The sequence below is a fragment of the Flavobacterium laiguense genome (assembly GCF_003097655.1).
GTDB lineage: Bacteria > Bacteroidota > Bacteroidia > Flavobacteriales > Flavobacteriaceae > Flavobacterium > Flavobacterium laiguense.
Window position 1 is genome coordinate 252,296 of record NZ_QCZH01000002.1, and the last position, 26,327, is coordinate 278,622.

Here is a 26,327-nt window from a genome sequence, read left to right on the forward strand (position 1 = left end):
GATATTTCTGAAACATTAGAACATTGTATTAAATAAAAATATGAAGAGTTTTAAACGATATAGTACACTATTGCTATTTACTGTTGCGCTACTATTACAGAATAGATTGCCTGCACAAACTCCTTTGATAAAAGTAGCTTGTATAGGCGATTCTGTAACTGCAGGCTATCTTTTGGCAAGCCCTGTAACGGAATCCTATCCTTCTCAATTGCAATTAATGTTGGGGAATAACTATGAAGTAAAAAACTTCGGATATAGTGGAGCAACCCTTTTAAAAAAAGGGCATAAACCCTATTATAAAACTAAAGAATGTGCTGATGCTATTTCTTTTAGACCCGATATAGCTATTATTCACTTAGGTCTGAATGATACAGATCCTAGGAATTGGCCCAATTATAAAGAAGATTTTGATGCCGACTATGCTTGGTTATTGGATACTCTACGGAAACAAAATCCAAATTTGAAATTATTTATTTGTCGAATGACCCCAATTTTTAATGAGCATCCTCGCTTTAAATCAGGAACCAGAGATTGGTATTGGGAAATACAATCCCATATCGAACGAATTGCAAAAGCAAATCAGGTTGGGCTAATTGACTTTCATGAAAAATTATATGCCCGTCCAGATCTATTCCCAGATGCATTACATCCTGTCAAAGAAGGGGGGGCTTTTTTGGCACAAATCGCTTATGGGAATATTACAAAAGATTTTGGCGGGCTTATTTTAGCTTCTGTTTTCACTGATAATATGGTAATACAACGTCATAAACCAATTGTAGTTTACGGAACTGCTAATGGAGGTGAGAACGTTGAGGTCTTTTTTAATCAACAAAAGCAAAATGTAACTACTGATGAGCACGGAAAATGGAAAGTTACTTTCCCCGCTATGGCTCCTGGTGGACCGTATCAAATGACAGTTCAATCTAAAGGAAAAAGCATTGTCTTAAAAAATATTTTAGTTGGAGATGTTTGGTTCTGTTCGGGACAATCGAATATGGCTTTTCCACTCCAAAAATCTGAAAATGGAATGGCCGAAGTTAAAAAGGCAATTGCCAATTCGAAACTTCGATTATTGAATTGGAAAGCTATCCAAGAAACGGATGATATGGCATGGGATTCTGTCACTTTAGCTAAAACCAATCAATTAAAATTTTTCTCGGGAAGTTGGTCTGTTTGTGATTCAACATCGGCAAGAGACTTCTCGGCAATTGCTTTTTATTTTGGTCAAAATATCGTTCACGAAGAAAATGTACCTATTGGTTTGATACAAGTTGCAGTTGGTGGCTCACCCATTGAGTCTTGGATTGACAGATACACATTAGAACACGATGACAAAGTAGTGGATATATTAACCAATTGGCGCAAATCAGATTTTATTATGCCTTGGGTTCGAGAGCGTGCTGATATAAATTTAAAAAATACTAGCAATCCCAAGCAACGCCATCCCTACGGTCCATCTTATAATTATGAAGCGGGAATCGATTCCTTTACTCAATTTCCAATCAAAGGTGTTCTTTGGTATCAAGGAGAAAGTAATGCGCACAATGTAAGTCTATACGAGTATCTTTTGCCTGTTATGGTTCAAAGCTGGCGTAAATCTTGGGGAACTGATTTCCCTTTTTATTATGTTCAATTATCAAGCACCGATCGACCAACATGGCCTGAGTTTCGGGAGATGCAAAATAGATTGCAAAGCCATATTCCAAATAGCGGTATGGCTATAAGTATGGATTATGGAGACGAAAAAAATGTGCATCCTATACATAAAAAAGAAGTTGCCGACCGACTCGCTCGTTTGGCATTGCACTTTACTTATAAAAAATCAATTGTAGCTAAGGGACCATTTGCATTAAAAGCGGAACAAAAAAAAGAGACCATTTGGATTTCTTTTGCGTCAGCGAAACAATTAACTACCTCGGATAAAAAAGCAGTATTTGGTTTTGAATTAGTAACTGATAAAGGGCAACACATGGAGTCTGAGGCTAAAATTGTAAATAATCAAGTGGTCATTAGTATTCCAAAAGGAGAAAAAATTATAAGTGTTTTATATGCTTGGAAGCCATTTACAGTGGCCAATTTGGTAAATGAAGCGGGATTGCCGAGTTCTACTTTTAGATTGGAAGTAGAGCCTTTAAAAAAATAATAAGTATGTCTAAGAAAGACAAATAAAGATATAAAAAAAATAATGACCGGGTAAATAGAGTAATTGATGCCAGCTATTTCTTATATCCCAAAAATTCAAAATAAAATGAGCTATTCAAATACAGATCTTCAAAACTTACAGGAATTTTATCAAAATCAATTGTTAAATGATACGGTACCTTTTTGGTTTCCCCGTTCAATAGATACCGAATATGGAGGTTATTTATTAATGCGTGATCAAGACGGAAGTTTAATCGACGATGATAAAGCCGTTTGGATTCAGGGACGTGCAGCTTGGTTATTGGCTACACTTTACAATACGGTTGAACCCAAACAAGAATGGCTTGAGGGATCAAAGTCAGGAATTGATTTTTTGAATAAACATTGCTTTGATGTTGATGGACAAATGTTTTTTCATGTCACTCGTGATGGGTTGCCGATTCGTAAAAGGCGCTATTATTTTTCTGAAACTTTTGCTGTAATCGCAATGTCTGCTTACGCAAAAGCAAGTGGAGATGAAGCTGCCGCTGAAAAAGCCCGTTTTCTATTCGGGAAGTGTATCGAATATTCGACAGTTCCTGGTTTATTAGAACCTAAGTTTACTTCAACCCGACCTTCAAAAGGGATTGGAGTTCCTATGATAATGATGAATACAGCTCAACAATTAAGAGAAAATATTGGTGATCCACGCTGTGATGAATGGATAAATAAATGGATTGCCGAGATAGAACATGATTTTGTAAAAGACGATATCAAATGTGTGATGGAGCAAGTAGCGCCAGATGGATCTATAATAGATCATATTGATGGTCGCACCTTGAATCCAGGTCATGCTATTGAAGGAGCATGGTTTATTTTGCATGAAGCAAAATATAGAAATAATGATCCTCACTTAATTGCTCTGGGCTGTAAAATGTTAGATTATATGTGGGAACGCGGTTGGGACAAAGAACATGGGGGTATTTTATATTACCGAGATGTGTACGATAAACCCGTTCAAGAATATTGGCAAGACATGAAGTTTTGGTGGCCACATAACGAGGTAATTATTGCAACACTACTGGCTTATACCATGACGGGGGACGAAAAATATGCCAAGTGGCACAAAATGGTTCACGATTACGCTTATGAAAAATTCCATGATGATGAGAATGGGGAATGGTTTGGCTATCTACATAGAGACGGGAGTATAGCACAAACAGCCAAAGGGAATATGTACAAAGGACCCTTTCATTTGCCTCGCCAAGAATGGTACTGTCTTCAGATATTAAATGAGCATTTGAAAAACGTATAGTTTTAAAATGACAAAAGAGTATAATTAAATTTCACTATTAACTAAAACCACAGATTATGAAGAAATTATTACACCAGTTTTGTTTGCTTTTTTGTTTTGTTTTTTGTTTGAATCTTAACGCGCAAAGCGGGAAGGTTTTAAACTTAGATGGGGTCAATACGTATATGTCGGTGACCGACCATCCTGATCTTGATTTTGGCGCAAGCCAAAACAAAACAGTCAGCTGTTGGGTAAAAACCACCACTAATACTGGAACTCCAAGAATTTTTGCCAAAAGAGCAGGTACTGTTGGAAATGGATACGAATTTTGGACAGGAAGCGGGTCCAATGCGGGTAAGTTTGCTTTGAATATGAATGGAACAGGTACTCCAAATAATATTAGTACGGCAGGGTATTCAACTTCTTCTATAGCTGATGCTACTTGGCATCATGTGGCTTTGGTATTGGATGCATCGAGTACTCGAACTTTATATGGTTACTTAGACGGTGTTTTGGTTAATACGGGAAAAACGTTTACCTCAACTACGTCTGATTTTTCTAATGCTTTAAATTTTATTGTTGGCGCCACCTCCGATGGAACCAATAGTTACAAATGGGCAGGTCAAATTGATAATGTTCGTATTTGGAGTAAAGCCATGACGGCAACTGAATTACAAGCCGATATGGTTACTGTAATTACGGGACCTACTGCGAATCTTTTGGGAGCTTGGGATTTTGAAAATATAAGCGGTACAACGGTTCCCGATGTTTCAGGGAATAATCACCCAGGAACCTTATTTGGATCACCAACTACATCAAATGCATACCCGATGGTATTGGCTTTGGATGGAGTTAATGATTATATGTCGGTTGTCAATCATGCCGATTTTAATCTGGCCGCTGGACAAAGTTTAACGGTTACTTGTCGCATAAAAACAGCAGATTTTTCCAAGCGCATTATGAGTAAAAGACCTGGTGGGTCAGGGGTAGGGTATGAGTTTATCAATAATTCTTCTGCTGGCGGAGGTCAGTTTGGAGTTAATTTAACCACAAGTGCAGGAGCTGCAGGACCTCCTTACGGAACGTCTTCTATTTCAAACAATGTTTGGCATCATCTGGCGATGGTCATAGATGTAGCGACCACAAGTTGTAAAATATATGTTGATGGTACTTTGCAACAAACTAAAACTACTGCCAATATTGGAGGAACAAATACAGTTTCGAACACTGGAAATCTGTTTTTTGGAACTTTAAGTAGTTTGTCTTCTTTTATGAATGCTCAATTAGACGATATTCGTTTTTGGAATAAAGCAATGACTGCTACCGAAGTTTTGAGTGATAAAACCGCAATTGTTATTGGGAATGAAGCTACTCTTTTGGCAGCATGGGATTTTGAAAATATAAGTGGGACTACCGTTCCAGATATTTCGGGACACAACCACCCAGGGACATTAAATGGAGGTGCTACGGTAATTGCCCAAACGAATACCATGCAAATTAATTCAGTAGCATTGGTGCAAACCGAATTACCAACAGGTATGGGAGATAAAGACCAGCGTATAGTTGCGGTAAAAGTCTCTGCTAATGGTTCACTCCCTCCACTGTCGGTAAGTGCCTTGAAATTTACTATGACAGGAACTACTACTATAGCTGATGTTACCAATATAAAAATCTACTCTAGCGGAAATACGGCCGTTTTTAATCTTGCTACAGCGACTTTATATGGGAGTATAGCTCCTGCAACGGGTAATTTAACTGTTAATGGTAGCCAAGCTCTAGTTTCTGGTGATAATTATTTTTGGATTACCTATGATGTAGCTGCTGGTGCTACCGAAGGAAATTTACTGGATGCTACTTGCGAATCCATTATAGCCAATTCGGTTACTTATAATTCGGTTGCAAGTTCTGTTACCGGTAATAGAGTTGTTTTATTAGGGAATACTCTTTTATTTACTCCTGGTGATGCTGGATCTTTAAACTATCGTATTCCGGCAATCATTACTGCTGCCGATGGTTCATTGGTAACGGTAACAGATAAAAGATGGAATCATGCAGGAGATTTAGCTGCCAAAATTGATCCTGTGGTGCGTCGTAGTATTGATAACGGAAAAACATGGTCAGCTCCTTTAACCATTGCGAATTTCGGAGGGCCAAACGGTGCTGGAGATGCAGCATTGGTTATGGATAAAGCGACTGGGAATTTGATATGCTTATTTGTTGCCGAAAAAGGTTTCTTTGCCTCAACAGCAACGGCACCAATTAAAATACAATACTGTAGAAGCACCGATAACGGAATCACTTGGGGAGCTCCAGTAGATATTACCAATCAAATTTATGGTGCAGGATGCAGTAATCCAATTACTCAAAATTGGTTAGGGGTATTTATAGGTGCAGGAAGAGCGCATCAATTACGCGATGGGACTATTGTAGCTGCACTTGTTGTTAGAGAAACAAGCGGTGGAATAAACAATTATATGATGTCTAGTACTGATGGAGGTATCACTTGGACACCTTCAACAGGGAGAGCAGAAACTGGTGGAGACGAAGCTAAAATTGTAGAATTGAACAATGGGAATCTGATGATGAGTATTCGAAATTCAGGAACCCGAAGATTTAATGTTTCTACCGATAAAGGACTAACTTGGGGGACGGCATACAATCAAGCCGATTTGACTGATCCCAATTGTGATGGCGACTTTATTCGATATACTTCTACATTAGATGGATATGATAAAAATAGATTGTTGCACACTATTCCTTTTGCAGGAAATAGAACTAACGTTTCTGTTTTAATGAGTACTGATGAAGGCGCTTCTTGGCCCGTTCGTAAAACCATATTCTCAGGAGCTTCTGCCTATTCAAGTATAACGGTTTTACCTGACGGAACCATGGGGATTTATTATGAAAATGGAGAAAACTCAACGTATCAAATGTATTTTGTACGTTTCAGTTTGAATTGGTTGACCAATGGGGCAGATACATTTATTCCAAATGAAGGTACTTCTGCTAAGTTGACATCAAAGAAAGCGATAGACTCAAATCTAAATACTGATTTGAAGTTTAATGTTACAATAGAACCCAATCCAACAACTGATATAGTAAGAGTTGCCATTGATAATGCAAATGGGAATGTCGAGGTTAAATTATTTAGTTTACTTGGGCAATTAGTAAGCAATGTGTCGCTTAAGAATAATGAAAGACAAACGACACTTTCTATGGGTAGTCTAGTGAGTGGAATTTATATTCTACAGGTGAGTGACAACAATGGGATAGTTTCTCAAAAAATAATTAAAAAGTAAGGTATTAAGAGAGCCCTCGACATAATAGAGGGCTTTTTTTAAAGCTAAGTAAAATAAAATGTAATTTTAGAAAATGAAACAAGCAATTGTAAATGCAATTATTCATACCGGTGATGAAATACTGAATAACAGTCTTGTCATTATCGAAAAGGGTGTGATTATTTCCATTCAAAAAGAAATTCCTAAGGACATTGAAGTTATTGATCTGAAAGGAAGTCATCTTTCGGCGGGATTTATTGACATTCAAATCAATGGAGGAGAAAAGCATTATTTCAGTCAGTATCCTACAGAGGAAACCATTCAGGATATCTATGAATCCAGTTTAAAATACGGGACAACCCATACGCTTCCTTGTTTAATATCATCATCAAAGGAAACGATCCTACAAGGGATTGAAGCAATTAGAGACTATCGGTCAAAATACAATAACGGAGTATTGGGGATGCACTTGGAAGGGCCATTTTTAAACCCTTTGAAGCGAGGTGCACATAGTTTGGATCAGGTTCGAAAGTCTACCAATTCGGAGTTAGAAGAGATTATCCGTTATGGTAAAGAGGTTATAAAAGTTATTACCATTGCTCCAGAATGTTTTACGGAGGAACAACTGGATATGCTATTAGAAAGTGGTATTATTATTTCGGCAGGACATTCAACAATGACTTACAAAGAAGCGCAATATTATTTTTCTAAAGGAATACATTTGGTGACTCACTTATTTAATGCGATGACTCAGTTTGGGCATCGTGAACCAGGTTTGGTAGGCGCTACTTTTGAAAACGAGGACGTTTATGCTCCTATAATTTTAGATGGTGCACATTGTGATTATGCTGCTGCAAGATTGGCTTATAAATTAAAGAAAGATAAATTCTTTTTAATTAGTGATGCTGCGTTTTTGGGGCGTAAAGTATCCAATTTTAAATGGGAAAATTTTGATGCCCATCTAGAAAATGGTTTTTATAGAAATGAAGAAGGTAATTTAGCTGGAGCCAGTATCTCTATGGAAGAAGCCGTTCGCAATGCCTATGAACATTTGAATGTAACTATAGATGAGGCTATAAAAATGGCAACTTGTCGTGTAGCAAGTGCGATTAAAATGGAAGACACATTGGGTAAAATAAAACCAGGATATTCGGCCAGTTTTGTTCGTTTTAATGATGATTTCTCGAAAGTTGAGTCATTAATTTATTAATAAAGAGAAAGAAAATTTTGAGCGAAAGAACTAAAGAATTAGGATTGATAAGTACAAGTAAGTTTAAAGAGTGGAAGCTTGTTATTGTGGGGATAGCATTCGCTTTTTTGTGGTCCTCCGCTTCAACAGCTACCAAGATTGGACTGACATCTGCTCAGCCTTTTGTGATTTCGATTTTTAGATTTCTTATCGCGGGAGTAATTATGTTATTCGTTACCCATATAGTGTTGCAAAATCGGATGCCTGCAAAACGTGAATGGATACAAATAGGTATTTACGGATTTCTAAATATTACATTTTACCTCGGGTTATATGTAATTGCCATGCAGCAAGTCTCTGCCGGTTTAGGGAGCTTGGCGGTGGCTACCAATCCTGTTTTTATTGCTATGATGTCAGCCTTTTGGTTTTCTCATAGAATCAAGTTCAAAAACATTTTGAGTTTGGTTTTGTGTTTTATGGGAGTGATTTTGGCAGCCTATCCACTTTTGCAAAACAGTTATGCGACTCCTTTCGGGATACTCATTTTATTGGTGAGTATGGTTGGGTATTCATTGGGTACCATTTATTATTCTCGCGTGAATTGGAATGGGTTAAATATTTTGACAATCAATGGATGGCAGACTATTTTTGGAGGTGCTTTTTTGTCTCCGGTTTTATGGGCGACGTATCGATCGGATAAAAATATTTTTGATATTTCTTTTTGGACTTCCGTATGTTGGTTGGCAATTCCCGTTTCAATAGGCGCAGTACAGTTTTGGCTGTTTCTATTAAAAAACAACCCAATAAAAGCGTCGTATTGGCTTTTTTTATGTCCAATATTTGGATTTATAATTGCCCATTTTATGATGAAAGAACCCATTTCGTTCTATACTGTTTTTGGTGTTGCTTTTGTTATTTGTGGATTATACATCGTTCAAAAGAAAAGTAAAATCTGAATTTAAAGTTTAATTTTTTTACTAAAAAATAACAAAGTGCTCAATAATTTTAATGAAGGAGAATAAACGATATGAGGTCTTTATCAAAAGGGAAGCCCCATGTCTAGCTAATAATTTAATTTTTTAAAGGAAATAATAAAATGGAAAGTACATTTGAATTAAAAAGAGATATCAGTTATAAAACAGCTGGTCAATTTGAAGAAACCCGTTTCGAAAAAAATCATAACGAAATTTTTAAAAACTCAACTGATGCTTCACTAATCGTTGCTCAAGAAATTGCCGATTTAATTCGTTCTAAACAAGCCAAAAACAAACCTTGTGCACTAGGATTGGCAACAGGTTCTTCTCCTATAAAAGTGTATCAGGAATTGGTTCGTATGCACAAAGAAGACAGCTTGAGTTTTGCAAATGTGGTGACTTTCAACCTAGATGAGTATTATCCAATGCCAAAGGAAAGTAACCAAAGCTACCATTACTTCATGCACCAGCACCTTTTTAATCATGTTGATATCAAACCCGAGAATGTCAATATACCAGATGGTACAGTTGCTATTGAAGATTTAAACCAGTTTTGTGTCGATTATGAACTGAAAATTAAAAATGCCGGTGGACTAGATTTTCAATTGTTGGGAATTGGCCGTACGGGACACGTAGGATTTAATGAGCCAGGTTCGCATATCAACTCAGGAACCCGTATTATTACTTTGGACCATATTACCAAAGTAGATGCTTCGGGAGATTTTAATGGTATTGCAAACGTTCCCAAAAGAGCGGTTACCATGGGCGTTTCTACAATCCTTAGGTCCAAAAGAATTGTATTGATGGCTTGGGGACAAAACAAGGCGTCTATTATAAAAAGAACCATTCAAGGTGAAATTAGTTCTGAGGTTCCAGCCACTTTTTTACAAAATCATAACAACACCACTTTTGTTTTAGACGAAGGTGCTGCATCAGAATTAACACGATTAGAAACTCCTTGGTTGGTTGGAGAATGTATCTGGACTGAACAATTAAAAAACAAAGCTATTGTTTGGCTATGCCAAAAAACAAATCAATCGATTCTTAAATTAACCGATAGAGATTACAATAATAACGGTATGTCGGATTTATTGGCTGCCGGAAGTTCATCGTACGATTTGAATATCAATATGTTCAATGTCTTGCAGCATACCATTACAGGTTGGCCTGGAGGAAAGCCAAAAACGGATGATAGCAATAGGCCAGAACGCTCCACACCTACTAAGAAAAGGGTTATCCTTTTTAGTCCACACCCGGATGATGACGTGATTTCTATGGGAGGAACTTTTGCTAAATTAATCAAGCAGGGACATGATGTGCATGTGGTGTATCAAACTTCAGGAAATATTGCCGTTACTGATGATGAGGCTCTAAAATTTGCCGAAGTATGTAATGATTTTGTCGGAGATAATCTACCGGGAATTAATTTTCAATCGGTTATTGATACCATAAATGCCAAGACTCAAGGCCAAATGGACTCTTTGGAGGTGCGTAAATTGAAAGGTTTAATTCGAAGAAGAGAATCTTTTGCTGGAGTACGATATATTGGATTGAAAGATGAAAATGTGCATTTTCTTGATTTACCGTTTTACGAAACAGGATTGGTTCAAAAAAAACCATTAGGTTCTGCAGATATTGCAATCGTAAAAGATATTATTACTAAAATACAGCCACATCAAGTATTTGCAGCTGGAGATCTTGCTGATCCACACGGAACACATGAAGTATGTTTAAATGCTATTTTTGCAGCCATGAAGGAATTAAAACCGGAACCTTACATGAACGATTGTTGGTTATGGTTGTATAGAGGTGCTTGGCACGAATGGGATATTCATGATATAGACATGGCAGTTCCTTTAAGTCCAGACGAAGTTTTGACAAAAAGACAAGCTATTTTATGTCATCAATCTCAAAAAGACAGAGTAATGTTTCAAGGAAATGACTCCAGAGAATTTTGGGTTAGAGCGGAAGATAGAAATAAAAATACAGCAAAATTATACGATGACTTAGGGCTTGCAGAATATGAAGCCATTGAAGCTTTTAAACGTTTTGAGTATTAATAAATATAAGTTTAAACCAATCGTGTAGAAGTATGCGATTGGTTTTTTTTTTTGAATAGTATATTGAATTGAAACTATTTTAATTAATTTCAAGTTTCATCAATAAATCGGTTTGTTGATCATCGCCTAAAATGAAAACATGGCTGTCAAAAGTCACAAAACCATTTTTAGCATAAAAGCCTAATGCATTATGGTTGTTTTCCCAAACGCCTAACCATATGTAATCAACTTTAAGTTGTTTGGCAATTTCAATTGCTTTTTCTAAAAGTATTTGGCCAATTTTTTTTCCATGAAAAGCTTTCATAACATAAATGCGATGAATTTCTAAGGTTTGTTCTTTAAAAATTTCAGTTTGAGCATCACTCTGATTTGTTTTTAAAAAACCAATGGGTTGGTTTTCATAATACGCCAAATAAAATAAGGAATTAGGATTGTTAATTTCGGCACTTAATTGGTCAGAGTTGAAATTTTCTTTGAGGTATTTTTCGTTGTTCTCGGACGTGTTGTTTATAGCAAAAGTTTCTGTATATGTCTGTTTGCCTAAGGATATAATAGTATTTAGATCTTCTATTGTGGCTTTTTTGATTTCAATCATTATGATAAGATGTATTTCTTTATAAATTCAAAATTACGAAAAATTTAATCGCCATCATTTTAAAAATCTATGATTGTATTAAACAATTCAATTCAGAGTTTCTCTATTTTAGATTTCAATTTGTACTTTTGAAATTACTAAGAAAATGAATCCGAAAGCTCCTCTATATATGAAAATTGTTTTATCTCCTGCCAAATCATTAAATTTCGAAAAAGAATTACCCACAACTCAATATAGTGAATCCTCTTTTCTAAAAGAATCCAGACAAGTTCATAAAGTTTTAAAAGAGCAAACTCCTAAAGCCTTGTCTGAATTGATGCATATTTCGGATAAATTGGCCGATTTGAACTGGCAACGCAATCAAGATTGGAAAACTCCTTTTACTCCTGAGAATGCAAGACCTGCTATTTTTGCTTTTGATGGGGATGTTTATACAGGACTCGATGCATATTCGATTCCAATAGATAAATTAGATCAACTTCAAGATCGTTTGAGAATTTTATCGGGTTTGTATGGGTATTTAAAACCCTTAGATTTAATGCAGCCTTATCGACTTGAAATGGGAACGAAATTACCCATTGGCGAAAGCAAAAATTTATATGAGTTTTGGAAAAAAAACCTAACCAATGCATTAAACAAAGAACTTCACAAGGATGAGTTGTTTATCAATTTGGCGAGCAATGAATATTTTTCGGCTGTGGATGTCAAAGCTTTGAAAGTGCCTGTAATTACTCCTGATTTCAAAGATTATAAAGATGGAAAATTAAAGATTATTAGTTTTTTTGCTAAGAAGGCTAGGGGATTGATGGTGCGATATATAATCGACACCAACGCTCAAACCATTGAGGATTTAAAGGGTTTCAATTATGATGGCTATCAATTTGATGCCAATTTATCCAAAGAGAATAATTTGGTTTTCACGAGATAGAACGAAAAAGTCGAAAGTCAAAAGATGTTTTTCAATATAGTATGGCTCATTTTATATAAAAAACAGCTCCGAATTTTACTAAATTAATAAGTGAAATTCGGAGCTGTTTGTTTACTATTTAATGTGTCGCCTTTTAAAAAAATCTAAAATCTAAAATCTAAAATCTAAAATCTCTAATGCATTGCATCTGCTGGATTAATTTTGTTTTTTCCTTTTTTTATCAAAAGAATAAAAGGGATACAAAATAAAAATAATAATCCGAGATACATAAAAATATCCATAAAAGACAAGACAGAACTTTGTGTCATAACTTTATATTCTAAAACTTTATAAGCTTTTGCTAAAGCTTCATTGGCAGAATATCCTTTGGACATAAATCCCATTTGCAGTTTTTGTACTGTTTGTTGTACTTCAAATGATGTTTTGTCAAGATGTGAAATTAGATTTACACGATGTTCTTGATTGAATCTCGAAAGGTATGTGGTTATAATAGCAATACCAAAAGAACCTCCCAATTGTCTCATCATTCCTGTAAAGGCAGCACCTTCACCAATGTGTTTTCCTTTTAGAGTCGATAATGATAAAGTGGTAATCGGTACAAATAATAATCCTAAACCAACACCTCTAAGTATTAATGGCCAAAACATATGCTCTACTCCGGTATCTGGTGTAAGAACACCACGCATTAAAAAGGTAAATAGGAAAAACATGAAAAATCCTAAAGCTACCATATAGGCTTGTGGAATTCCTCTCTGAATCATTTTACCAATAAACGGCATCATAATTCCAGTGGTTATTGAACTTGGTATCAACAATAAGCCAGCATCTGTAGCACTCCATCCCAATACCGATTGGGTATAAATAGGGATGATAAATGTAGAACCATACAATCCAAATCCAAGAATAAAACACATAATGGTTCCAATTTTTAGATTATTATCTTTAAAAACTTTTAGATTTACAATTGGATGCTCATATGTTAATTCTCTCCAAATAAATAATAGTAATCCAAAAATAGAAACGGTACTTAAAATCACAATCCATCCATTATTGAACCAATCATCTTGTTGGCCATGTTCTAAAACAAATTGTAAGGATCCAATAAAAGAGGATAAGAAAATAATTCCCCACCAATCCACTTGATTGGCTTTTAGTTTAGTTCCATATTTTGGACTTTTAACAAATGCTATGGTTAGAAAAGTAGCAATTATTCCCAATGGAATGTTGATGTAAAATATAAAAGGCCATGAAAAATGATCTACTATATATCCTCCTAAAGGTGGACCTAAAGTAGGCCCAACAATAACTCCCATTCCGTAAATTGCTTGAGCCATTCCTCTTTTGGCAACAGGATAACTTTCTGTAATAATGGTTTGTGCAGTCACTAATAAGGCTCCTCCTCCCAACCCTTGAATGAATCGAAAAGCAACGAGTTCCCATATATTGGTGGCATTTCCACACAAAAAAGAAGCTAATGTAAAAATGACAATGGATGTTGCAAAATAATTGCGACGACCAAATTGTTGTGACAACCAACTCGTCATAGGGATCACAATTACATTTGCTATTGCATAAGCTGTAATTACCCAAGCCACGTCTGTTAAAGTAGCACCAAGACTACCTCTCATATTATTTAAGGCTACATTTACAATTGTAGTATCAACAATTTCAAGCATTGCACAAAGCACGCACGTAATTGTAATGATGATTCTTCTATAGCCGTATTCTATTAAATCGTCCTCTTCGTTTTGTACCATTTTGGATTTATATATTGTAATGGTTTGTTTTTTTAAATACGTTTGTTCTAAAACGTATTATTTTAAATGAACATCTACATCAGCGTTCATACCTGGGCGAAGCAATTTTATTTTTTCAGGGTCGTTTGAGGCATTCAAACTTATTTTTACCGGTAATCTCTGAATGGTTTTTACAAAATTTCCAGTTGCATTGTCTGGCGGAAGCAATGAAAAACGAGATCCAGTTGCTGGAGAGAATGAAGTAATAGTTCCTTGAAAATCATAGTCAGGATAAGCGTCAACTTTTACCGTTACTTTTTGTCCAATAACCATTTTGTTCAATTGCGTTTCTTTAAAATTAGCCACCACCCAAGCTTCATTGTTGTTGATGATATAAAATAAAGATTGTCCTTGTTGAACCAATTGTCCCGGTTGAATGTCTATTTTTGAAACCTGACCGTCAATAGCCGCAGTTACTACAGTGTAAGTCAAATTTAATTGAGCTGCCTCAAGTAATGCTTTTGCTTTTTTAATATTGGCAGCAGCTACTTCTGTTTGTTTGTTAGAAACTCTTGATTTTGCTTCAATTACTGATTTTTGAAAAGCACTTGCTTTTTGTTGTTGTTGCAAAATGCGTACTTGGCTTTCCGCTTCTTGTTTGGTAGCTAATGCTTGTTCGTATTGTTGTTTGGTAATCGAATGATTTTTGTATAAATTTTCGTAACGAACATAATCACTATTCGCTCTTCCCAACCTAATTTTTGCGGTTTCAATATTTCCGCCTGCCGTTTGTACATTGGCATCCGAAACTGCAATGCTGGCAAGGGCACTTCCAATATCTTCTTTGGCTACAGCATACCCACCTTCGGCACCTATAAAAGCTGCATTTGCTTCTTCTATTTTCAATTGGTAATCTCTTTTGTCAATAGTAAATAAGGTGTCTCCTTTTTTTACAAAGTCATTGTCTTTGACATATACTTTGCTAATATATCCCGAAACTCTTGGGATTATTGGGTTCATGTTTTTTTCTATTTGAGCATCATCCGTTTCTTCGTGTGCTTGTGAATGTATGTATTTTGAGATTCCGTAAGTTCCTCCTGCAAGGATCAAAACCAATAGGATTATAATGAATTTTGCGTTTGTTTTTTTCTTTTCCATGTTTGGTAGTGGTTATATTTTTGAAATGTTGAAGGTTTGTGATAGTTGTCCAGTAGCCGAAAGTAATTCGTAGTATTTTTGAATAACATCTACTTTAGCAATGGTTTCGCTTATTTTTGATTTCAGTTGCTCCACATCGGCTTCCAGTAAATCGTTGGTGTCCGAAAGGCCGTTGTCGTATTTGTCTTTTACAATTCGGTAATTTTCGGTAGCTTGTTCAACAGCTTGGTTGTAAACGACATTTTGTTTTTGTGCCAAATCATAGTTGGTAATCGCTTGTTGCACTTGGATTCTGATATTGTCTTTTAATAGTTCTTCCGAGTTTTTTACTTCGAGTGCTTTGCTTTCGGCAATTTTTACGTGAGTACCATTTTTTAAAATACCACTGATATCATATGATAAACCCACACCAAAAAACATTGCGTTTTGTAATGTTATAATATTGTTTAGGTTTAATGCGGCATATCCACCTACCAAAGCAATATTTGGGTAGTAATCGCCTTTAGCCATGTTAATATTGTCTTGGGTCGCTTTTTCTTGATAGTGTAGCGCTTCTAAATCTTTACGGTTTTGAAATGCGGGTTGTTCATCAGTAGGGAGAGCATTCTTTGGAAAACCAATTAAATCGCTTTCATTTACCACTAGTTTTGTTTCTGTTGGTAATTTCAACAACGTAACCAGATAGTAATTGATTATTGTTTCATTGTTCATGGCTTCATCAAGTGACAACTGAATTTTAGAAGCTTGAAGCTGAGATTTCAATAAATCATTTCGCGGAATAATTCCGTTTTTTTCCAAAGCTGTAAAATCAGTTACACGTTGTTGGGCACTTTTTTGATTTTCCTTTAATAGTTCAACGGTTCTTTGCGCTTTGTACAAATTGGCATAATAGTTTATCACTCTCATGGCCACATCTTCCTTGGTTTTAGAAGCCATTGCGTTTTCGGCTTGAAACAAATTATCCTGAAGCTTTATACCGTTTTGAATTTTCATTCCAGCAAAAACAGGCATTTTCAAATTGGCTTGTCCGATCAATAGTTGATCCGGTACGGGTAGCGTTTTTGAACCTGTATTAATTTCTAAATCAATACTTGCTTCTGTTAAATGAAGATATTGTCCCGTAATTTTAAAATCAGGATATTGGTTGTTCTTAACCGATTGTAATTCTTGCTTTTTGGTTTCTACTTTGGTATTGGCCAATGAAACCTCATTGCTTTTTGTCCAAGCCAGATTTATCGCTTCTTCGAGCTTTAAATTGGTTTTCTCTTGGGCATTTATGGACGAAATCCCAATAAGGAAACCTCCAAAGAGCATTAAATAACTAACTTTCATATGTCAAGAGGGCTTTAATGGTTTGTTGAATGTGCATTGTTAAAGTTGTTTTTATGTAGGTATTGTATTTTTCTTCGGTATTCAAGTGTAATAGATTTTCGTAAAAAGGTCTATTCATATGAAAATGAAAATAAGTCCCAAGAATGGTTGGTGTGATTAGCGGAACAATAATGTCTTTTTTGAAAATTCCTTTTTCTTGACCTTCTTTAATAATAGTTTCTAACGATTTTAGATTCCCCTTTTTTAATTCTGTAAATGCTTCAAGGTTAAGATCTCTTTTTTTAGAAGAAAATTCGAAGTGTAAAATTTTGTAAATACATCTATTGCTATTGATTCTACTGATATAAAGGGCAATAAGCTTATTTATTTTTTCAATAGGATTCAAATCTTCCAGAATTAAATTATCCAATTGTAATTTAATATCTGAGGCACGGTACACAATAAGGGATTCTAATAATTGTTCTTTAGACCCAAAATAATAGGATATCATGGCGATATTTATTTTGGCTTCTTTGGCAATGTCTCTTATCGAAGTGCCATCAAAACCTTTTTCTGCAAATAGCGCTTCGGCTACCTGTAGAATTTGAATTTGCTTGTCGTTAAAGTCAGTTTTCAATGCTGCGTTTTTTAATTCGAAGCGAAATTAAACAACTGTTTAAATTAAACGATTGTTTAATTTTATTTTAACTTTTCTTTAACAATTGGTAATATGCTCATTTATTTTTTAAAGAGAGTTTTTGATTTCCAAAGTCTTAAAATATAAAAACAAATTTTAATTTGTAAATGATTGAAATTTAAGCAATTGTAGGATATTGATTGAATGCCTTTTTTTATATTTGTTTACTAATTGATTGCTAAAAAAATAATGCATGTATAAACGGAGTCATTATATTGTTAATGGAATTACTTTGTATCGCATTATTGCTGCACCGATATTATTGGTTTTAATTTTTACAAAGCAATTTGATATATTCAAATGGCTACTTCCACTTAGTTTTTTTACGGACTTGATTGATGGATATCTCGCCAGAAAATACAAAGTTGTCAGTATTATAGGGGCTCGTCTCGATTCTATTGGCGATGATCTAACGGTGTTTGCCGCTATAATAGGTTTGTTCGTTTTTGAATCCGAATTTGTTCGTAAGGAGTTTATGATTTTTATTATTCTCTTTTCACTTTTTGTTGTTCAAACTACATTTGCGTTGGTTCGTTACAAGAAAATCTCAAGTTTTCATACTTACCTTGCCAAATCGGCTGCCATATTGCAGGGATTATTTTTTATTTTGATTTTTCTTTTACCGGAACCTTTGTGTTTTTTATTTTATTTAGCTGCTGTTGTTACAGGCATCGAACTCCTAGAAGAAATTATACTGGTAGCGTTACTTCCGAAATGGGAAGCAAATGTAAAGGGATTATTTTGGGTTTTGAAAAGAGAAAAATAAAATCAAACCCAACCAAAATGAAGTTTCGCAGAAACGATTCATATGAAAGCTGGGTTCATTTTTTGTAATTTATCGAATGACTTTTTTCAAACAAACACTAGTTGCAATAGTTTCATATTGACCATAATTTGGTATTATTTCATAACCCGATTTGTGATACAATGCTATGGCTTCGGGATTGTTTTTCCCAGTTTCTAAAACGCAGTTTATATAATCGAACTCGCTTGCCCATATTTCCAATTCTTTCAGAACTGTACTGGCAATTCCTTTCCCTCGAAAATCTGGATGAACAAACATTCTTTTTATTTCAACCGTATTCGAATCCAATTTCTTGAAAGCACCACAACCAATCGCAACATCATCCTGATAACAAATGACAACGTGATTGATTTTATCAAGTGTGTTATGCTGAGCATAGAAATCATGATCTTCGCCATCTTTTATTCTCAAAACTTCATCGAGTAAAACGACAAGTTTCTGAAAATCTATGTTTTCGGAGGTTGTTCTTATTGTTGTTGTCATGTCGTTTTACTTGTAAAGTTAAACTATCGAATCGCTTTCACAAACTCTCCAATTTTCCCAATTCCATTGGCTGTCAAATGCGTGATAAAAGCACTTCCAATAATGGCTCCTTTGGCAAACTGAGTCGCTTGATTGAAGGTTTCGGCATTATTAATTCCAAAACCAACGACTTGAGGATTTTTCAGATTCATGTCGGCAATGCGTTTGAAATACGTTTCTTGTGTGTTTCCAAAACCAGATTGTGAACCAGTGACACTCGCCGAACTCACCATATAGATAAATCCATCTGAAACACTGTCAATAAAACGAATGCGTTCTTCTGAAGTTTGAGGTGTAATCAAGAAAATATTGATTAATCCGTATTTGTCGAAAGTGGCTTTGTATTGTTCCGCATATACATCTACGGGAAGATCGGGAATGATTAGACCATCGATTCCAATTTCGGCACATTTTTTGCAAAAATTCTCTACTCCGTATTGCAACATCGGGTTGAAATACCCCATAATCACCAACGGAATGGTTACGCTTTGGCGAATGTCTTTCAACTGGTCAAACAAGATTTGTGTTGTCATTCCGTTATGCAAAGCTTGGGTCGAACTGGCTTGAATAGTTGGTCCATCGGCCAAGGGATCACTAAAAGGCAGCCCAATTTCGATCATATCGACACCGCTTTTTTCTAAATCCTGAATGATTTGCACGGTGTCATTTAAGTTGGGATATCCAGCTGAAAAATAGATGGAAAGTATTTTTTTGTCTTCTTGTAATTTTTGATTTATTCGGTTCATTTTATATGTTTTTTATAATGTCTTTTTATGTTTTTGAAATACTTTAATCATTTAGTATTTTACTGGTCCAATCATTATCTTGCTTTTCTACGAGCAATAATCCAGAACCCGAATCTCCCATTTGAGCAATCAATTCTCCCTTGTTATTCCAAAAAGCAGAGAGACCGCCTGATGGACTTCCGTAAGAGTCTCCTCCAAAATTAGCCATCAGCACATTCATTTGGTATTGGGAAGCATAACTTTGTAAGGATTGATGCGCTTGTGGAATCCCGTTTGGCGAAAAGAAAATACTGGCTATATAAGTTGAACTATTGTTTTTACATGCATTTTCTGGATGTTTTGGATGATCAATATCGGCACAAATAGCACAAGAAATTCTTTCGTTTTCTATTTCGATTATGGGATTGTAATCGAAAGAAGATTGATAGTAAACCTCTTCTCCAGTATGAAGAAATTGTTTGGTGTATAGGGAAACAGTATCGTTTGGGGCAATACAAAATTCGCCCAAAAGCAAGTCTGATTCTATGCGTATTGGAGCTCCTGCGATTATGGTAATATTATATTCGGTGGCTAATTTTTTTAAATGATTCAATCGAGTATCATTTTCATTAAAAGCCAATCGAGCGGCATCTTCTCTTTCATAACCAGTAATCGACAGCTCTGGAAACACGATTAATTGGGCACCATTGGCGGAAGCTAATTTCACAAGACGATAATGATCCAATAGATTGGCATCGATATCTCCACGCTTCGGTTTGGTTTGAGCGGCAGCTAAAATCATTTTTTTTCTTTATTTAGAATACTAATTATTAAACTCTGGTGCTATAAGCCCATACCTTTTCATTGGATTGCAAATGCACTTCAACCCTTTTGTAATGCAATCCTTCGTACAGATCCGTTTGATGAAGATCGTTTGACGTGATTTGATAAACAATGCCGCTAATGGTATCTTCTGGATTTTGCGTTTCAGTTATAATCGGGTAGTGTACTAATCCAAATTCTTCTTCGATTTGAATTTTATTTAACTTATAACCAATTAATGTTTCGGGAGTTCCTTGAAGAATACGTCCAAAAAGGTTTTCTTGTATGTCCTCATTTTGCAGGGTGCCGTAAGTAAATAATTTTTGCATAGATTCTAATTTTGGAAATGTTAATTGCACTTAATTTAAAATAATCTTTTTCTAGTTTTTTCCTGATAAAGCCACTTTTATTCCAAGTGCTATCAAAACTGCTCCACACGTTTTGTTAATATAATTGGAAAGCGTTTTATTGTGCTTCAATTTTGAAAAAAGGAATGAAGCAAAGTTTGCCAAAATTAGACACCATATTGTTCCAGTTATGGTAAATGTTATTCCAAGTTTTAAGAACGGTAAAACGGTATTTGAAACACTAGAGTCAATAAACTGTGGAAGAAACGAAATAAAAAACAAGGCTACTTTTGGGTTTAGTACATTGGTTATTACGCCATCTCTATAAATCTTTTTCAGGTTTATTGTTTTTTCCGCAAATGAAACATCGGTATTGAGGCTCGTTTTATCTGTTAGCATTTGGTAGCCAATATATAATAAGTAGGCTGCACCGGCATATTTAATAATGCTAAAAACCAATATGGATTTGGCAATAATCATTGAAAGACCAAAAGCAGCAAGAGTTGTATGTATCAGGGATCCTGTTGCAATACCCAATACAGACATAAATCCTGCTTTTTTTCCTTGAGCCATACTTCTGCTTATTATAAAAATAGTATCATTACCTGGAGTGATATTCAAAAGAATTCCAGTTAAGATAAAGGTCTCATAATGAATAATTCCTGTCATATTTTTTAGTTTTTAATTAGCTTCTTAATTCCCTTTCGATTCTTTGTTATTTCGAGAGTGCGCGTTAGGGATAGAAGTGGAAATCCTTTTTTGCCTAGCTTTTTTTGCTAGGTAAAAAAGATTGCAACGAATAGCCCGACCCTTGTGGTAACGCCCAACTACAGTTTGAAATAATCAATATACGTATTCAAATCCTTGTCGCCACGCCCCGAAAGGCAGATGACTACAACATCGGTTGGTTTGAATTTTCTTTCTTTTAGAACGGCCAATGCGTGCGAGGATTCGATGGCTGGAATGATGCCTTCGAGTTGGCATAATTCAAGACCGGATTCCATCGCATCATCATCGGTTACGGAATAGAATTCGGCACGACCCGTTTGTGCCAAGTGGGCGTGCATTGGCCCTACACCTGGGTAATCGAGTCCAGCCGAAATGGAATATGGCTCGGTTATTTGCCCATCAGGTGTTTGCATCAATAGGGTTTTGCAACCGTGAATGATACCCACTTTCCCGAGTTTGCTGGTGGCAGCACTGTGTCCGCTATTGACCCCTTTTCCGGCGGCTTCGACAGCTATGATGCCTACTTGGTCTTGGTCTAAAAAATGATAAAATGTTCCAGCGGCATTGCTTCCTCCTCCAATGCAGGCGACTACAAAATCAGGGTTTTCACGACCTTCTTTTTCCTGTAATTGCCATTTGATTTCTTCGGAAATGATGCTTTGAAAACGGGTTACCATATCGGGATAAGGATGTGGGCCTATGGCGGAACCAATGATATAATGGGTGTCAACAGGGTTGTTAATCCAATCACGAATGGCTTCGTTGGTGGCGTCCTTCAAGGTTCGAGATCCAGAAAGTGCTGGACGCACGGAGGCTCCAAGCATTTTCATACGGGCTACATTGGGCGCTTGACGCTCGATGTCGATTTCGCCCATATATACGATGCACTCCAGTCCCATCAATGCGCAAACGGTTGCTGTGGCCACACCGTGCTGACCCGCACCAGTTTCGGCAATGATGCGTTTTTTGCCTAGTTTTTTTGCCACTAATATCTGACCAATGGTGTTGTTGATTTTGTGCGCGCCAGTATGGTTGAGGTCTTCTCTTTTTAGATAGATTTTAGTTTCGTATTTTTCAGATAGCCTTTTGGCAAAATACAAAGGACTTGGACGACCTACATAATCTTTGAGTAGTTGATCAAATTCTTTGATAAAATCGGGTTCGGCAGTAATTTTTAAATACTGTTGGCGTAATTCTTCTACATTTGGGTATAACATTTCGGGAATGTAGGCTCCTCCAAATTCGCCGTAATAGCCTTTTTCGTTGACATTGTATGACATGATTTTTGTTTTTTATTAGTTTTCCGTAGAGACGCGATAAATCGCGTCTGTACATAATGATGTGTTTTTTAATCCGGGTTCTATTTCAAATTTGCTATTTATATCGATGGCATAAAGAGGTAAATTAGTTTTCGAAATTTCCTTTATGGAATCCAATTCCTCGATTCCAATTCCTCCGCTAAGGAAGAACGGTTTTGTGGATGGGTACTTTTCTAATATTCTCCAGTCGAAAGTCGTTCCGTTCCCGCCTGGTAATTTGCCTTTGGTGTCAAAAAGGAAATAATCACAAACGGATTCGTAGGGTTTTAAAATGCTAAAATCAAAATTTTCGTCAGCCGAAAACACTTTGAAGATTTCAATCGAAGGGTCAATTTTAGTTTTTAATTCCGAACAAAATGCAACGGATTCCTGACCGTGTAATTGAATGGCTTGTAAATCGTACTTCGCTATTTTTTCTTCAATTACAGGAATACTTTCATTGACGAAAACCCCTACTTTTTTAATTGACTTTGGTAAATCGGGCATGACTCCATCAAAATACCGAGCCGATTTCTCCCAAAATATAAATCCCATATAATCGGGTAGGAGCGAGCCTACTTCGAGTATATTGTTGGGGTATTTCATGCCGCAGATTTTGAGTTTCATAGTGTGTTGTTTTCAACCCTCCGAGGGTTTAGAACCCTCGGAGGGTTGGGTTATAGTTGAGCAATAAATTCCTTCGCTGCTTTGCCCGCATTATCGGTTTTCATGAAGTTTTCCCCAATCAAAAATCCTTTGTATCCATAAGGCTTTAGTTCGTTGATGGCTTCAATGGAACTTATCCCGCTTTCGGAAACTTTTACAAATTCATTAGGAATTTTTGAAGCTAATTCTTTGCTGAAATCCAAGCTTACTTCAAAGGTTTTTAGGTTTCTATTGTTGACACCAATCATATCTAGTGTAGGCATGATTGATTTTTCTAATTCCTCTAAATTATGTACTTCCAACAAAACTTCCAATCCCAAACTTTGGGCAAATTCGGATAACGATTTGATTTCCTCTCTTGTTAAAACGGCTGCGATAAGCAAAATCAAATCGGCTCCATGGGCTTTGGCTTCCAGTATTTGGTATTCATCTACAATAAATTCTTTTCGCAAAAGCGGAAGGTGCACTGAGGCTCTTGCCAAAAGTAAGTCGTCCAATGAACCACCGAAATACTTCCCATCCGTCAAAACCGAAATACCACAAGCACCAGCATTTTCGTATCCTTTGACAACTTCTTCAACAGTGAAATTTTGGTTGATTATGGATCTGGAAGGCGAACGGCGTTTGTGTTCTGCAATGATTCCAGTGTTACTGTTTTTTAAATTATGGCTTAAGGAAATGGTTTCTTTCCCAAAGAAAACCGAAGCTTCCAATTGCGAAACAGGAATGATGGATTTCTTGAGAACCACTTCTCTTTTTTTGTCAACTATGATTTTATCTAGTATGTTCATTCTGTATTATTTTGTCACAAAACCACAAAAAAATAATTCGTGCTAATTTGTGAAATTCGTGTTCTATTTTATTTACTTAATTCTTGCAATGTCTTCAAAGCCGAAAGCCCTTTCCCAGAAAGCAAACTTTCTTTGGCCAATTCAAAGCCTTCGAGCGGCGTGCATTTGGTTACCGTTGCAATTGCTATTCCGGCATTGGCACAAACCACGTTGTTTTGGGCCTCATTTCCTTTTCCGGAGATGATATTCAGGAACATTTCTGCCGATTCTTCAATGGTTTTTCCGCCTTCAATTTCGCTTTGCGCTAAAAGGCGAACCCCAAAATCACTAGGATTCAAGATCCCTTCCATAGTACTGGTTATAATTTTGGTTGGCCCCGTTAGAGACACTTCGTCATAACCGTCTAAGGAATGTAAAATTGTAAAATTGACAGGGGTATTTTGGTATAAATAACTATACATTCGAGCCAATTCGAGATTGAAAACCCCTATCAATTGGTTTTGAGGGAAAGATGGATTTACCATAGGTCCCAACATGTTAAAGAATGTTTTTACGCCCAATTCTTTTCTGATTGGACCTACATTTTTCATGGCGGGGTGAAACAATGGAGCGTGTAAAATGGCAATTCCTGCTTTGTCGACACATTTTTCGATAAAGTCATTGTCGTTGCTGAATTTTACTCCCAGCTTTTCCATCACGTTACTGGAGCCTGAAATAGACGAAACACCGTAATTTCCGTGTTTAGCTACTTTTATTCCAGCACCTGCAGTAACAAAAGAGGCTAAAGTAGAAATGTTAAAAGTGTCTTTTCCGTCGCCACCTGTACCACATAGGTCGATAGTATTGTAGGCTGATAAATCTACTCGAATGCATAATTCCAAAAGTGCTTCCCTAAAACCCGCCAACTCTTCGATGCTAATGCTTCGCATCATATACACGGTCAAAAAGGCCGAGATTTGGCTAGGGTTGTAACTCCCGTTAGAGATATTCACCAATACGTTTTTGGCCTCTTCTTTCGAGAGCATTTCGTGATTGATGAGTCTATTTAATATGTTTTTCATTTTTTTACTTTTTAACCGCTAAGGCACTAAGGCGCAAAGTTTTTTTATTTTTTTTCAAAGTAACCATAAACTATGACTGCCTACTAATCCCGATAGCTATCGGGACAGAAAACTGCCTACTTTTTTCAGTGTTCATTTCCTTGATAAATCCACATTGGTTCTGTGTTTCCAGCACGTTCAAAACCATTTTTTTTATAAAAGTCTACTGATTTTCCATCTGCGGTTAGCATTTGCATGTGGAAATCTCGATATTTCTCCCGCATTTTGTCAAAAATCATTTTTCCAATTCCTTTCCCATGATATTCAGGTAGTACCAATAAATGCGGATAATAAACGGTTAAATGCCCGTCAGAAATGGCATTTCCAAGTCCAATCAATTTTTTATCTTCCCAAGCAGTAATTAATGTTTCGGAATTCAATAATCCATTATACAATTGTGTTGGTTTATCGGCAGAACTCCATTTATTTGCTTTATAAAGATTTAAAATATCTTGAAGGTCTATATCTCGTGTTTCTGAAATTTGTATATCCATTTTTTAATTGATGCTAAGTTTTTTTATTTATTCGAATTTTATCCGCAAACTTGGACTGAACACTAATCCCGAAGAGTCGGGACTGAACACTGAGCACTAATTTTTTACCCAGTTTTCCAATATCTTTTTCCCATTGGGTGTCAACACACTTTCGGGATGAAATTGTACGCCACGCACATCGTATGTTTTGTGTCTTAACGACATCACCTGACCGTTTTCATCGATTGAGGTTACTTCCAAAACATCCGGTAAATTGGCATCGACGACCCATGAATGGTAGCGACCCACTTCAAATTCGTTTTCTAGTCCATCGAATAAATGTTCGTCGGAAACTACCTTTTTTACCATTGAAGACACACCGTGATACACTTTGTCTAAGTTAGATAGTGTTCCTCCAAAAACTTCTCCAATGGCTTGTTGTCCGAGGCACACTCCAAAAATACTTTTGGTAGAAGCGTATTTTCGGATGACTTCTTTTAATAATCCTGCTTCTTCTGGAATACCTGGTCCAGGAGAAAGTAGAATTTTATCGAAAATAGCGATTTCATCAATATCAAATTCATCGTTTCTGTAAACGGTTACTTCGCAATCTAAATCTTCCAGATAATGCACTAAATTGTAAGTGAAACTATCGTAATTGTCTATGACTAGTATTTTTTTCATTTTTTTTATTTTTGTTTAAAAGTT

The 26,327-nt window shown here is 36.0% G+C and carries 24 protein-coding genes; 8 read left to right on the forward strand and 16 right to left on the reverse strand.

All coding sequences use genetic code 11. From position 1 onward, the window contains the following. Window positions 1-40 precede the first annotated feature (40 nt). The 6 genes from DB891_RS03995 (at window position 41) to nagB (ending at window position 10,916) form a co-directional block, all read left to right on the forward strand. Complete coding sequence (locus DB891_RS03995; RefSeq protein WP_116760831.1) at window positions 41-2,143, forward strand: GDSL-type esterase/lipase family protein; 2,103 nt, start codon at window positions 41-43, stop codon at window positions 2,141-2,143. Window positions 2,144-2,248: 105 nt separating this feature from the next. Next, window positions 2,249-3,436: an AGE family epimerase/isomerase gene (locus DB891_RS04000; protein WP_116760891.1), complete on the forward strand. Its 1,188-nt coding sequence runs from the start codon at window positions 2,249-2,251 to the stop codon at window positions 3,434-3,436. 56 nt (window positions 3,437-3,492) lie between these two features. Then, a complete protein-coding gene (locus DB891_RS04005) occupies window positions 3,493-6,714 on the forward strand; it encodes a LamG-like jellyroll fold domain-containing protein (RefSeq protein ID WP_116760833.1) in 3,222 nt (1,073 codons plus the stop codon). 73 nt (window positions 6,715-6,787) lie between these two features. Continuing rightward, window positions 6,788-7,903, forward strand: a complete 1,116-nt coding sequence (gene nagA, locus DB891_RS04010; RefSeq protein ID WP_116760835.1) for an N-acetylglucosamine-6-phosphate deacetylase — start codon at window positions 6,788-6,790, stop codon at window positions 7,901-7,903. Window positions 7,904-7,920: 17 nt separating this feature from the next. Then, on the forward strand, window positions 7,921-8,838 hold the full coding sequence (locus DB891_RS04015; RefSeq protein WP_223256045.1) for a DMT family transporter: 918 nt from the start codon (window positions 7,921-7,923) through the stop codon (window positions 8,836-8,838). A 140-nt stretch (window positions 8,839-8,978) separates the two neighbouring features. Further along, window positions 8,979-10,916 carry a glucosamine-6-phosphate deaminase gene (nagB, locus tag DB891_RS04020; RefSeq protein WP_116760837.1) on the forward strand — a complete coding sequence of 646 codons (1,938 nt, stop codon included), beginning with the start codon at window positions 8,979-8,981 and terminating at the stop codon, window positions 10,914-10,916. Window positions 10,917-10,995: 79 nt separating this feature from the next. Here the strand turns inward: nagB and DB891_RS04025 are convergent, their stop codons facing one another. Next, window positions 10,996-11,511 (reverse strand): GNAT family N-acetyltransferase, encoded by a 516-nt coding sequence (locus DB891_RS04025; RefSeq protein ID WP_223256046.1) that lies wholly within the window; start codon window positions 11,509-11,511, stop codon window positions 10,996-10,998. Window positions 11,512-11,680: 169 nt separating this feature from the next. On the opposite strand from DB891_RS04025, the gene yaaA reads away from it, so the two are divergent. Continuing rightward, window positions 11,681-12,439 (forward strand): peroxide stress protein YaaA, encoded by a 759-nt coding sequence (gene yaaA, locus DB891_RS04030; RefSeq protein WP_116760895.1) that lies wholly within the window; start codon window positions 11,681-11,683, stop codon window positions 12,437-12,439. 173 nt (window positions 12,440-12,612) lie between these two features. On the opposite strand, the gene DB891_RS04035 is transcribed toward yaaA, so the two are convergent. The 4 genes from DB891_RS04035 to DB891_RS04050 are packed head-to-tail and all read right to left on the reverse strand — an operon-like array spanning window position 12,613 to window position 17,281. Further along, window positions 12,613-14,196: a DHA2 family efflux MFS transporter permease subunit gene (locus DB891_RS04035; protein ID WP_116760841.1), complete on the reverse strand. Its 1,584-nt coding sequence runs from the start codon at window positions 14,194-14,196 to the stop codon at window positions 12,613-12,615. 57 nt (window positions 14,197-14,253) lie between these two features. Further along, window positions 14,254-15,333 (reverse strand): HlyD family secretion protein, encoded by a 1,080-nt coding sequence (locus tag DB891_RS04040; protein ID WP_116760843.1) that lies wholly within the window; start codon window positions 15,331-15,333, stop codon window positions 14,254-14,256. 12 nt (window positions 15,334-15,345) lie between these two features. Beyond that, window positions 15,346-16,665: a TolC family protein gene (locus DB891_RS04045; protein ID WP_116760845.1), complete on the reverse strand. Its 1,320-nt coding sequence runs from the start codon at window positions 16,663-16,665 to the stop codon at window positions 15,346-15,348. Further along, window positions 16,655-17,281, reverse strand: a complete 627-nt coding sequence (locus DB891_RS04050) for a TetR/AcrR family transcriptional regulator (RefSeq protein ID WP_116760847.1) — start codon at window positions 17,279-17,281, stop codon at window positions 16,655-16,657. Before DB891_RS04050 ends, DB891_RS04045 begins: the two co-directional genes overlap by 11 nt. 253 nt (window positions 17,282-17,534) lie before the next feature. Here DB891_RS04050 and DB891_RS04055 point away from each other — a divergent pair, with 253 nt between their 5' ends. Further along, window positions 17,535-18,107: a CDP-alcohol phosphatidyltransferase family protein gene (locus DB891_RS04055; protein WP_116760849.1), complete on the forward strand. Its 573-nt coding sequence runs from the start codon at window positions 17,535-17,537 to the stop codon at window positions 18,105-18,107. Between the two features lie 69 nt (window positions 18,108-18,176). Here the strand turns inward: DB891_RS04055 and DB891_RS04060 are convergent, their stop codons facing one another. From DB891_RS04060 to DB891_RS04110, 11 genes are all read right to left on the reverse strand, one after another. Next, on the reverse strand, window positions 18,177-18,629 hold the full coding sequence (locus tag DB891_RS04060; RefSeq protein WP_116760851.1) for a GNAT family N-acetyltransferase: 453 nt from the start codon (window positions 18,627-18,629) through the stop codon (window positions 18,177-18,179). Between the two features lie 23 nt (window positions 18,630-18,652). Next, window positions 18,653-19,414 carry a tryptophan synthase subunit alpha gene (trpA, locus tag DB891_RS04065; protein ID WP_116760853.1) on the reverse strand — a complete coding sequence of 254 codons (762 nt, stop codon included), beginning with the start codon at window positions 19,412-19,414 and terminating at the stop codon, window positions 18,653-18,655. A gap of 43 nt (window positions 19,415-19,457) precedes the next feature. Further along, window positions 19,458-20,195 (reverse strand): carbon-nitrogen hydrolase family protein, encoded by a 738-nt coding sequence (locus DB891_RS04070; RefSeq protein WP_116760855.1) that lies wholly within the window; start codon window positions 20,193-20,195, stop codon window positions 19,458-19,460. A 28-nt stretch (window positions 20,196-20,223) separates the two neighbouring features. After that, window positions 20,224-20,544, reverse strand: a complete 321-nt coding sequence (locus DB891_RS04075; RefSeq protein WP_116760857.1) for a gamma-glutamylcyclotransferase family protein — start codon at window positions 20,542-20,544, stop codon at window positions 20,224-20,226. Window positions 20,545-20,595: 51 nt separating this feature from the next. Then, entirely contained in the window at window positions 20,596-21,231 is a 636-nt protein-coding gene (locus tag DB891_RS04080) for a LysE family translocator (RefSeq protein WP_116760859.1), read from the reverse strand. Between the two features lie 158 nt (window positions 21,232-21,389). Then, the gene (gene trpB, locus DB891_RS04085) at window positions 21,390-22,571 is read right to left on the reverse strand and encodes a tryptophan synthase subunit beta (RefSeq protein ID WP_116760861.1); all 1,182 of its coding nucleotides are present in this window, start codon (window positions 22,569-22,571) and stop codon (window positions 21,390-21,392) included. 15 nt (window positions 22,572-22,586) lie between these two features. Beyond that, window positions 22,587-23,216 (reverse strand): phosphoribosylanthranilate isomerase, encoded by a 630-nt coding sequence (locus DB891_RS04090; protein WP_116760863.1) that lies wholly within the window; start codon window positions 23,214-23,216, stop codon window positions 22,587-22,589. 50 nt (window positions 23,217-23,266) lie between these two features. Further along, a complete protein-coding gene (gene trpC / locus DB891_RS04095; RefSeq protein ID WP_116760865.1) occupies window positions 23,267-24,046 on the reverse strand; it encodes an indole-3-glycerol phosphate synthase TrpC in 780 nt (259 codons plus the stop codon). 68 nt (window positions 24,047-24,114) lie between these two features. Further along, window positions 24,115-25,107, reverse strand: a complete 993-nt coding sequence (gene trpD / locus DB891_RS04100) for an anthranilate phosphoribosyltransferase (protein ID WP_116760867.1) — start codon at window positions 25,105-25,107, stop codon at window positions 24,115-24,117. A 125-nt stretch (window positions 25,108-25,232) separates the two neighbouring features. Beyond that, complete coding sequence (locus DB891_RS04105; protein WP_116760869.1) at window positions 25,233-25,640, reverse strand: GNAT family N-acetyltransferase; 408 nt, start codon at window positions 25,638-25,640, stop codon at window positions 25,233-25,235. 96 nt (window positions 25,641-25,736) lie between these two features. Continuing rightward, a complete protein-coding gene (locus DB891_RS04110) occupies window positions 25,737-26,303 on the reverse strand; it encodes an anthranilate synthase component II (protein ID WP_116760871.1) in 567 nt (188 codons plus the stop codon). Between the last annotated feature and the right edge of the window lie 24 nt (window positions 26,304-26,327).

Bases quoted from the DNA above. Each gene is read 5' to 3' on its own strand.
- DB891_RS04025 (WP_223256046.1), bottom strand. From the start codon at position 11,511: ATGATTGAAATCAAAAAAGCCACAATAGAAGATCTAAATACTATTATA.
- trpC (WP_116760865.1), bottom strand. From the start codon at position 24,046: ATGAACATACTAGATAAAATCATAGTTGACAAAAAAAGAGAAGTGGTT.
- DB891_RS04080 (WP_116760859.1), bottom strand. From the start codon at position 21,231: ATGACAGGAATTATTCATTATGAGACCTTTATCTTAACTGGAATTCTT.
- DB891_RS04070 (WP_116760855.1), bottom strand. From the start codon at position 20,195: ATGATTTTAGCTGCCGCTCAAACCAAACCGAAGCGTGGAGATATCGAT.
- trpA (WP_116760853.1), bottom strand. From the start codon at position 19,414: ATGAACCGAATAAATCAAAAATTACAAGAAGACAAAAAAATACTTTCC.
- DB891_RS04055 (WP_116760849.1), top strand. From the start codon at position 17,535: ATGTATAAACGGAGTCATTATATTGTTAATGGAATTACTTTGTATCGC.
- nagA (WP_116760835.1), top strand. From the start codon at position 6,788: ATGAAACAAGCAATTGTAAATGCAATTATTCATACCGGTGATGAAATA.
- DB891_RS04060 (WP_116760851.1), bottom strand. From the start codon at position 18,629: ATGACAACAACAATAAGAACAACCTCCGAAAACATAGATTTTCAGAAA.
- DB891_RS04110 (WP_116760871.1), bottom strand. From the start codon at position 26,303: ATGAAAAAAATACTAGTCATAGACAATTACGATAGTTTCACTTACAAT.
- nagB (WP_116760837.1), top strand. From the start codon at position 8,979: ATGGAAAGTACATTTGAATTAAAAAGAGATATCAGTTATAAAACAGCT.
- DB891_RS04035 (WP_116760841.1), bottom strand. From the start codon at position 14,196: ATGGTACAAAACGAAGAGGACGATTTAATAGAATACGGCTATAGAAGA.
- yaaA (WP_116760895.1), top strand. From the start codon at position 11,681: ATGAAAATTGTTTTATCTCCTGCCAAATCATTAAATTTCGAAAAAGAA.
- trpB (WP_116760861.1), bottom strand. From the start codon at position 22,571: ATGTCATACAATGTCAACGAAAAAGGCTATTACGGCGAATTTGGAGGA.
- DB891_RS04105 (WP_116760869.1), bottom strand. From the start codon at position 25,640: ATGGATATACAAATTTCAGAAACACGAGATATAGACCTTCAAGATATT.
- DB891_RS04075 (WP_116760857.1), bottom strand. From the start codon at position 20,544: ATGCAAAAATTATTTACTTACGGCACCCTGCAAAATGAGGACATACAA.
- DB891_RS03995 (WP_116760831.1), top strand. From the start codon at position 41: ATGAAGAGTTTTAAACGATATAGTACACTATTGCTATTTACTGTTGCG.
- DB891_RS04045 (WP_116760845.1), bottom strand. From the start codon at position 16,665: ATGAAAGTTAGTTATTTAATGCTCTTTGGAGGTTTCCTTATTGGGATT.
- DB891_RS04040 (WP_116760843.1), bottom strand. From the start codon at position 15,333: ATGGAAAAGAAAAAAACAAACGCAAAATTCATTATAATCCTATTGGTT.
- DB891_RS04090 (WP_116760863.1), bottom strand. From the start codon at position 23,216: ATGAAACTCAAAATCTGCGGCATGAAATACCCCAACAATATACTCGAA.
- DB891_RS04000 (WP_116760891.1), top strand. From the start codon at position 2,249: ATGAGCTATTCAAATACAGATCTTCAAAACTTACAGGAATTTTATCAA.
- DB891_RS04005 (WP_116760833.1), top strand. From the start codon at position 3,493: ATGAAGAAATTATTACACCAGTTTTGTTTGCTTTTTTGTTTTGTTTTT.
- trpD (WP_116760867.1), bottom strand. From the start codon at position 25,107: ATGAAAAACATATTAAATAGACTCATCAATCACGAAATGCTCTCGAAA.